The 7,364-nt window shown below is 39.6% G+C and carries 8 protein-coding genes, 1 tRNA gene and 2 pseudogenes; 7 read left to right on the top strand and 4 right to left on the bottom strand.

The window, feature by feature from the left end; all coding sequences use genetic code 11:
* From AC6F75_RS00400 to AC6F75_RS00410, 3 genes and pseudogenes are all read right to left on the bottom strand, one after another.
* Positions 1 to 238, bottom strand: a pseudogene (locus AC6F75_RS00400) (hypothetical protein); the annotation flags it as partial.
* Positions 239 to 262: 24 nt separating this feature from the next.
* Positions 263 to 1,507, bottom strand: coding sequence for a BamG family beta-barrel-assembly machinery protein (bamG, locus tag AC6F75_RS00405; RefSeq protein WP_500712950.1), 1,245 nt, complete (start codon positions 1,505 to 1,507; stop codon positions 263 to 265).
* A complete protein-coding gene (locus tag AC6F75_RS00410; protein WP_500712951.1) occupies positions 1,504 to 2,235 on the bottom strand; it encodes a type III pantothenate kinase in 732 nt (243 codons plus the stop codon). The genes bamG and AC6F75_RS00410 overlap by 4 nt, the downstream gene beginning before the upstream one ends.
* 179 nt (positions 2,236 to 2,414) lie before the next feature.
* On the opposite strand from AC6F75_RS00410, the gene AC6F75_RS00415 reads away from it, so the two are divergent.
* Positions 2,415 to 2,487 (top strand) — tRNA-Phe (locus tag AC6F75_RS00415).
* A 75-nt stretch (positions 2,488 to 2,562) separates the two neighbouring features.
* Here the strand turns inward: AC6F75_RS00415 and AC6F75_RS00420 are convergent.
* Positions 2,563 to 3,411, bottom strand: coding sequence for a tetratricopeptide repeat protein (locus AC6F75_RS00420; RefSeq protein ID WP_500712952.1), 849 nt, complete (start codon positions 3,409 to 3,411; stop codon positions 2,563 to 2,565).
* Positions 3,412 to 3,671: 260 nt separating this feature from the next.
* Here AC6F75_RS00420 and AC6F75_RS00425 point away from each other — a divergent pair, with 260 nt between their 5' ends.
* The 6 genes and pseudogenes from AC6F75_RS00425 to AC6F75_RS00450 form a co-directional block, all read left to right on the top strand.
* Positions 3,672 to 4,007 carry an arsenosugar biosynthesis-associated peroxidase-like protein gene (locus AC6F75_RS00425; RefSeq protein ID WP_500712953.1) on the top strand — a complete coding sequence of 112 codons (336 nt, stop codon included), beginning with the start codon at positions 3,672 to 3,674 and terminating at the stop codon, positions 4,005 to 4,007.
* A 52-nt stretch (positions 4,008 to 4,059) separates the two neighbouring features.
* Positions 4,060 to 5,124 carry an arsenosugar biosynthesis radical SAM (seleno)protein ArsS gene (gene arsS, locus AC6F75_RS00430; RefSeq protein WP_500712955.1) on the top strand — a complete coding sequence of 355 codons (1,065 nt, stop codon included), beginning with the start codon at positions 4,060 to 4,062 and terminating at the stop codon, positions 5,122 to 5,124.
* Positions 5,124 to 5,621, top strand: coding sequence for a rhodanese homology domain-containing protein (locus tag AC6F75_RS00435; protein ID WP_500712956.1), 498 nt, complete (start codon positions 5,124 to 5,126; stop codon positions 5,619 to 5,621). Before arsS ends, AC6F75_RS00435 begins: the two co-directional genes overlap by 1 nt.
* Positions 5,622 to 5,623: 2 nt before the next feature.
* Entirely contained in the window at positions 5,624 to 6,232 is a 609-nt protein-coding gene (locus AC6F75_RS00440) for a TIGR04282 family arsenosugar biosynthesis glycosyltransferase (protein ID WP_500712957.1), read from the top strand.
* Between the two features lie 68 nt (positions 6,233 to 6,300).
* Positions 6,301 to 7,113 carry a purine-nucleoside phosphorylase gene (locus AC6F75_RS00445; protein WP_500712958.1) on the top strand — a complete coding sequence of 271 codons (813 nt, stop codon included), beginning with the start codon at positions 6,301 to 6,303 and terminating at the stop codon, positions 7,111 to 7,113.
* Positions 7,114 to 7,223: 110 nt separating this feature from the next.
* Positions 7,224 to 7,364, top strand: a pseudogene (locus AC6F75_RS00450) (arsenosugar biosynthesis arsenite methyltransferase ArsM); the annotation flags it as partial.

Here is a 7,364-nt window from a genome sequence, read left to right on the forward strand (position 1 = left end):
GAGCATTTTCGATTCTGTGTTTATAAAGTCTTTCCCCATATTGGTATATGGACAAGTGAAAGTTTGCACAGTTTTTTCTTAACTCTTCCAAATATGGAAATGCTGCATCATAATTTTCAATTTTAGCAGCTTCTACATAAAGAGAAAGATTTACTCTACAATCTTCGTTTTCTTGAGCAATTGCGATACTGCTCACTAACAGCAAGCTGAAAAATACTAATGTGGCTTTTATTTTCATTGGGTTCAATTTTATAATAAAATATTAATCATATAATGTTTTAACAAACCATCTGTCATTGAGTGACAAACTAATTATGGTGTTGAAAAAGTTTTCTTTTACGAGACCGTTGTTTGTGGTTCCCCTGCTTCCAACTTCAAAACCGATGTTAAAGTTTGAGAACATTCGCCCTACGGGTAGTCCAACCCCAAAAGTAATGCCAAACTCGTTTATATTTTCATTATTAATCCTCAAGCCGGTATCTTCATACCTGACTCCAGCACGATATGTTACTCTATTTAAATAGCCTGATAATGCTGTGTGGCGGGGTACATAAAACCCACCAAGCTTGTATCTTGATGCTGCTGAAAATTCAACATTATCCAAATTGAAAGCTCTGTTTGAAAAATTATTAGTCCCTTGTGTGGTGTATTCGCCACCTATAAACCATTTTCTGGGCTCACCAATCCCCAGTCCTAAAGTCACTTCTGTAGGCAATGTCAGTTTTGAATCTTCCACATCCACATCTCTCACGTCCACATCTATTTGAAAATTTGAATTGGGAACGAAAACACTGGCAAATTGCCTAAAATTTTCAGAGTCTAATCTAGTTTCAGGGGTATAGGTAATAGAAGAAAAAAGTTCAAGTTTGTCAGTTACCATTCTCCTGTAAGTTGCACCAAGGTCAAAACTGAATCCTGAAAGGTTTGACCTGTTTGTTTCTCGTGTGGCAAATTCTACATCGGGATTTGACAAGAGGGTTGAATTGACAATATTTCCAAAGTTGTAATTGGCGTCAATCCCCACACTAAAATTATCGTTGATTCTGTATCCAAGATTCACAAAAACCTTGTTCATACCGCCCCGACCACGGTTTTGTACACTTCCGTCTTCAGCCAGGCTCTGGAGGTTATAACCTACAGATGTGAGTGGCAAGATTCCAAAACCTGCGCCAATTCTATCGGTTAATGGCATACCCAGAGCAAGATAATTGATGGAAGTTGAAGAGGCACTGCCGCTTTCGGTGGCTGTTTCCTGAGAAACATATTTATGAGCCCCTCCCACTGTAAAAGTTACCAGCTTTAAGTGAGCAAGTCCGGAAGGATTTTGTAAATTGAGGTGAATACTGTCAGAATACACGCCTATTCCGGCCATGCTTCTGTTTTCAACAGTTCCCCTGAAATTAAGCGAACCTATTCCAAAAAATGAGTAAGGAGAAGAGGTGGCCTCTTGTGCAACGGTTGTTGCAGTAATGCATACCAGAATGATTACTAAAAGTCTTTGTATCATGTATTTTGATTCTGTTCTAATAAAAAGTTCAATCCTTCAAGGAGAAAATTTGGATTGGCAAATATGGTATTTTTTAATCTATCTCGCAAAAAATGCGCATTGCCCCCTGTTAAAATAACTGTTAAATCTCGATTTTCTTGCTTGTAAGCATCTATAATTCCATCAACTTCAAAAGTTACGCCATTTATAACCCCCGAGTGTATGGATGTTTGTGTGGAATTTCCTGTTAAATTTTGAGGGATATTGGCATCAAGCAAGGGTAATTTTTCAGTAAAATGGTTCAGGGCTTTGTAACGCATATCGATTCCGGGAGAAATAGCCCCCCCTTTATAACGTGCTTCGGAGTTTAAAAAGTCATAGGTAATACAGGTGCCCACGTCAATAATCAACACATTTTTATTTGGATACTGATTTGCAGCCGCACTCACAAGTGCAATCCTGTCAAATCCCAAAGTTTCTGGAGTTGTATAATCATTAGTATACGGAACTTTAATGGTGGGCGAAATTTCAAAAACTTTAAAACGTTTTTCGAGTTTGGCTTTACTTTTATCTGAAAATGTTCCTACCACGCTTAACATTACCTTTTGGATAACTGTAAATTCCTCTATCAAAAAATCAAGAGCCTTGTCAAAATCTGATTTTAGCACGGTTTTTTTTAAAACCTGATTACTGCCATCAAAAACAGCCAGCTTAATCAGTGTATTTCCAACATCAACTACTAAGTTCATTGTTAAATGAATAAGGAGCAAAAATACAACTTGGAATCAGAAATCAAAGTAACTAATTGAGGAATTAAAAACTTTTTTTTTATTTTTATGCTTTGCACAAATTAAAATAAAATTATATTTGCACCCTCCTACGCAACTACTTCGTGTTGCTTCGGCGGGCTCAGCCCGAAAAACATTATGGTACCTTAGCTCAGTTGGTAGAGCAACGGACTGAAAATCCGTGTGTCCCTGGTTCGATTCCTGGAGGTACCACTTTAAAACCCCTGTAAGCACTATGTTTACATGGGTTTTTGTTTTTAAATGCTGATTTGTGTGCTATTAAAAATCCTAATTACAATACTCAGCCATTGCATCAAAAGCAGTAACAAAACCTAATTCTGCTGCCTTTTGCAAGTTAGCACATCCATTTTGCCTGTCGCCCAACATGATATGAGAGAGGCCCCGATTATTGAAAGCCTCGGCAAATTCCGGATTGAAATCAATCGCAGAAGTAAAATCGATAATTGCTTCAGGAAAATCCTGTAAGTTCACTTTAGCAAAGCCTCTGTTATAATAGGCCTCCGGAGATGTGGGCGCCATTTCAATAGCCTTGTCATAATCTTTTATGGCAGCGTCATAGTCCCTCATTCTGGCTTTTGACAATCCTCTGTTATAGTAAGCTTCAGCTCGGGAAGCATCAATCTCCAAGGTCTGGGTAAAATCTTTTATAGCCCCGGGATAATCATCCATGTTAAATTTAGCCAGACCCCTATTGTAATATGCATTGGGCTCCATAGGATACAGCTCAATAGCCTTATTGTAATCATCAATTGCAGCCGGATAGTCTTGAAGTTCAGCTTTTGAATACCCTCTGTAAAGGAATAAAGTTGGAATAGGGTCAATATCAATTGCACGGTCAAAGTCTTCTATTGCACTACTGTGGTTTTGAAGCTCACTCTTTGCAACCCCCCTGTTGAAATATAACTCCGGGTTCCCGGGGTCACTATCAATGGCAAGGTTTAAACTATCTATGGTTTCCTGAAGAATAAGGCGCTCCTCTTCAGGAATTTCCTTTAAATCAACCTCCTGCAATTTTTCGGTTTCAGAAATCATTTCTCCTTGAGATGGTTGTTCTTCTTTATTGTTGCAGGCACTTAAAGCAATTACCAGGGTCACCCCCATAATTAAGTATTTCATTATTTTAAATATTGAAAATGGATAAAAATTCTAAACCCTCAAATTTACATATTATATTTTACCCTAAAAAACTTTACATCAATACCTGAACAGGGGTCAGTCGAACATTACTTCTTTATGCGTGCAAAAATATTTTTACAAAAACTTTGTTAGGAAGCCCATTCCTTTTTCGACAGATACATTATATTTATGAAAAATCTTCTGGCAAAAACTAAACAAGAATTTTTATCGTAAGTATAAACGCTAAGCATCCACTAATTATGAATAACAACTATTATGACCCAAAAGACCTGAAAAAATTTGGCGACATCACTGAATGGAGTGAAGAACTCGGTACCAAATATTTTGACTATTACGGAAAAGTGTTTGAAGAAGGTGCACTCACTGCCCGTGAAAAAGCACTCATTGCACTGGCAGTAGCGCATACAGAACAATGCCCTTACTGTATTGATGCTTATACCGTAGACTGCCTGCAACGAGGTGTGACCAAAGAACAAATGATGGAAGCCGTTCACGTGGGTGCGGCCATAAAAAGTGGTGCCACACTTGTACACGGTGTGATGATGATGAACAAGGTGAACAAACTGGACGGATAGAAAGTTTCTGGTTTTTTGTTTCAGGTTTCAGGTTATCTTATTAAAATTTATTATGACTAAACTTAAAATTCAATCTTTACACAAACGCGAAAGTGAACTGGCTTATGCCAAACGCCAATTGGAAATTCTATCCAACGGTATTTTCCAAAATGGAGAATTGCCCAAGTTTAAAGACAAAATCTCCGAAATCGGTCAGTTTCCTCTAAAACCCAAAAAACTGGAAATCCTGCAAATCAATCTGGGTTATATGTGCAATCAGGTGTGTACACACTGCCACGTAGATGCAGGTCCTGACCGTAAAGAAATCATGACTCGCGAAACCATGATGCAGTGCCTGGAAGTGATTAAAAACACCAGTGCCCACACACTCGATCTCACGGGTGGCGCACCCGAGATGAACCCCGACTTTCGTTGGTTTGTTGAAGAAGCCTCCAAAGCCGGAATTGCAGATTTTATTGTACGTTCCAATTTGACCATCATTCGTGCTAACAAAAAATACCACGATTTACCTGAATTTTTCAAAAAACACAATGTACACGTGGTTTCATCCATGCCGCACTGGACTCGAGGAAAAACCGACAAACAGCGTGGCGACGGGGTTTTTGACAAGTCAATAAAAGCTTTGCAGGAACTCAATGCCGTGGGTTATGGGCTGCCTGATAGTCCGCTAAGGTTGGATTTGGTTTACAACCCTTCAGGTGCTTTTCTTCCCGGCGACCAAGCAAGTATGGAAAAAGAGTTTAAGAAAGCTCTAGAAGAAGACTTTGGCATCCAGTTCCACAATCTTTTTGCCATCACCAATCTGCCCATTTCGCGTTTTCTGGACTACCTCATCGCTTCAGAAAACTATGAAGACTATATGTATTCACTGGTAGAAGCATACAATCCGGCTGCGGTTGAAAATGTAATGTGCACCAATACCATTTCCATAAGCTGGGACGGCTGGTTGTATGACTGCGATTTTAACCAGATGCTGGAATTGAAAGTGGACAGCAAAGTCAAACACATCAAAGATTATAACGAAGATTTATTGAACAACAGAAACATCATCATTTCCCAACACTGTTACGGTTGCACCGCCGGTGCGGGAAGCAGTTGTCAGGGGAGCGTTATATAATGAAAAAACTAATCTACATATTCCTGTTTTCCATAAGTTTTTCAGCTTGCGGTCAAGGGACGCTTGAGGAACTCTTGGACAAATACAACAACGAAACTGTTCCATACATTTCAGTTGAACAACTACAGGAAAAAAAGAACCATCCAGAATTGTTATTGCTGGACACAAGAGCATTGGAAGAATACCAAGTAAGCCACTTGAAAAATGCCCATTGGGTAGGTTTTGAAAGTTTTGATATTGAAAAATTTAAAAACCGGTTTCCCGAAAAAGACAAAGAAATTATAGTGTACTGCTCATTGGGTGTGCGTTCTGAAAAAATTGGCGAACAACTTCAAAATGAAGGATACACAGTAGTTTACAATCTTTTTGGCGGCATTTTTGAATGGAAAAACAATCACCTGCCCGTTTATGATTCACAAGACAATGAAACAGAAAAAGTACACGCCTTCTCAAAAAAATGGAGTAAATGGCTCACAAAAGGCGAAAAAGTTTATTAAGGATGGAAGCAAAAAACTTACTCATCATATTCACTAAAAACCCCATACCGGGTAAATGCAAAACCAGACTGGCAAAGACCATTGGCGATGTGCCGGCCACTGAACTCTATAAAGTGTTGTTGAGACACACCGCCTTGATTACCTCGCCGGCAAATGCTGTTAAGGAAGTGCATTATTCAGAATTTATTGAAGAGCACGATATGTTCCCAAATAGTTTTGTCAAAAAAATCCAGACCGGAACCGATTTGGGCGAAAAGATGGAAAACGCTTTCGCGAATGGATTTCAGCAAGGGTTTCAGCATATCATAATCATAGGTTCCGATTTGCTTGACATTACTACAGAAGACATCAATGAAGCTTTTGAAGCACTTGAAACTTACGACTATGTGATAGGTCCTGCCGAAGACGGCGGCTACTATTTGCTTGGAATGAACAAACTCAACTATGCCCTGTTTGAAAACAAAGACTGGGGAAGCAACACTGTTCTGCAAAACACACTTATTGACCTGAAAGACGAACATATCGCACTACTGGACGAACGCAACGACATTGACACTTATGAAGATCTTGAGGAATTTAAAGAATTAAAAGAATACTTACTTAATAACTAATATAGTAACCTATAACCCCTCCGGCCACTGAGCGTAGTCGAAGTGTGGAGGGTACTAGCGGAAGGACAATGAAAAAAGAACTAAATAAAACCGTACAATTTTTAAAAGACCACGGCTTCGGTACACCGGAAGTGGGAATTATACTTGGCACCGGATTGGGCAAACTCGCCGATGCCATCAACATCGAAGTGGAAGTGAGTTACAACCACATTCCATACTTTCCGACAGCTACTGTGGAGTTTCACCAGGGAAAATTTCTTTTTGGTGAACTTTCAGGAAAAAAAGTGGTGGTGATGCAAGGCCGTTTCCATGTTTATGAAGGTTACTCCATGCAGGATGTTACTTATCCGGTGCGCATCATGAAGCAATTAGGAATCAAAAAACTATTGGTTTCCAATGCAGCCGGGGCCATCAACCTCAACTTTAAAAAAGGCGAATTGATGCTCATTGAAGACCACATCAACCTGCAGGGCGATTCACCTCTGGCATTTAAAGGGGTCTCTCAATTGGGCGAGCGTTTTGTGGATATGAGTGCTCCCTATGACAAAAAAATGAGCGAGACCCTCATTGCAATTGCCAAAGAAAATAATATCACTTTGCATCAGGGCGTTTACGTTTCAGTTGTGGGACCTCAACTGGAAACCCGCGCCGAGTACCGCATGCTAAAAATCATAGGTGCCGATGCAGTGGGTATGAGTACCGTGCCGGAAGTGATTGTGGCCAACCACCTCAAACTGCCTGTTGTTGCAGTTTCTGTGTTAACTGATGAGTGCGACCCCGATAATTTGGCTCCGGTAAACATCAAGGAAATTATGGCCATGGCCGACAAAGCTGAACCACAACTGGTCACTTTATTTAAAGAATTAATTACAACACTATAAAATAATAAGAAGTTAGCACTTCTTTTACAGGCCTAAAAATGAAATAAATTTTTATTCGTATATAAAAAACCCATTAACTAATCCCCATTACACTATTAACCATTAACAAAATGAGCTACTTAGATACCACTTACAACGTTTACAAAGAAGCAGCCCTCACGCCTGATGTGGGCTTGTGCTGTACCACCAACCCAATATGGGAATTACCGGGCCTGAAAATCCCGAAAATCATGCAGGAAATGAACTATGGC

It is taken from the genome of Planktosalinus sp., from assembly GCF_059864935.1.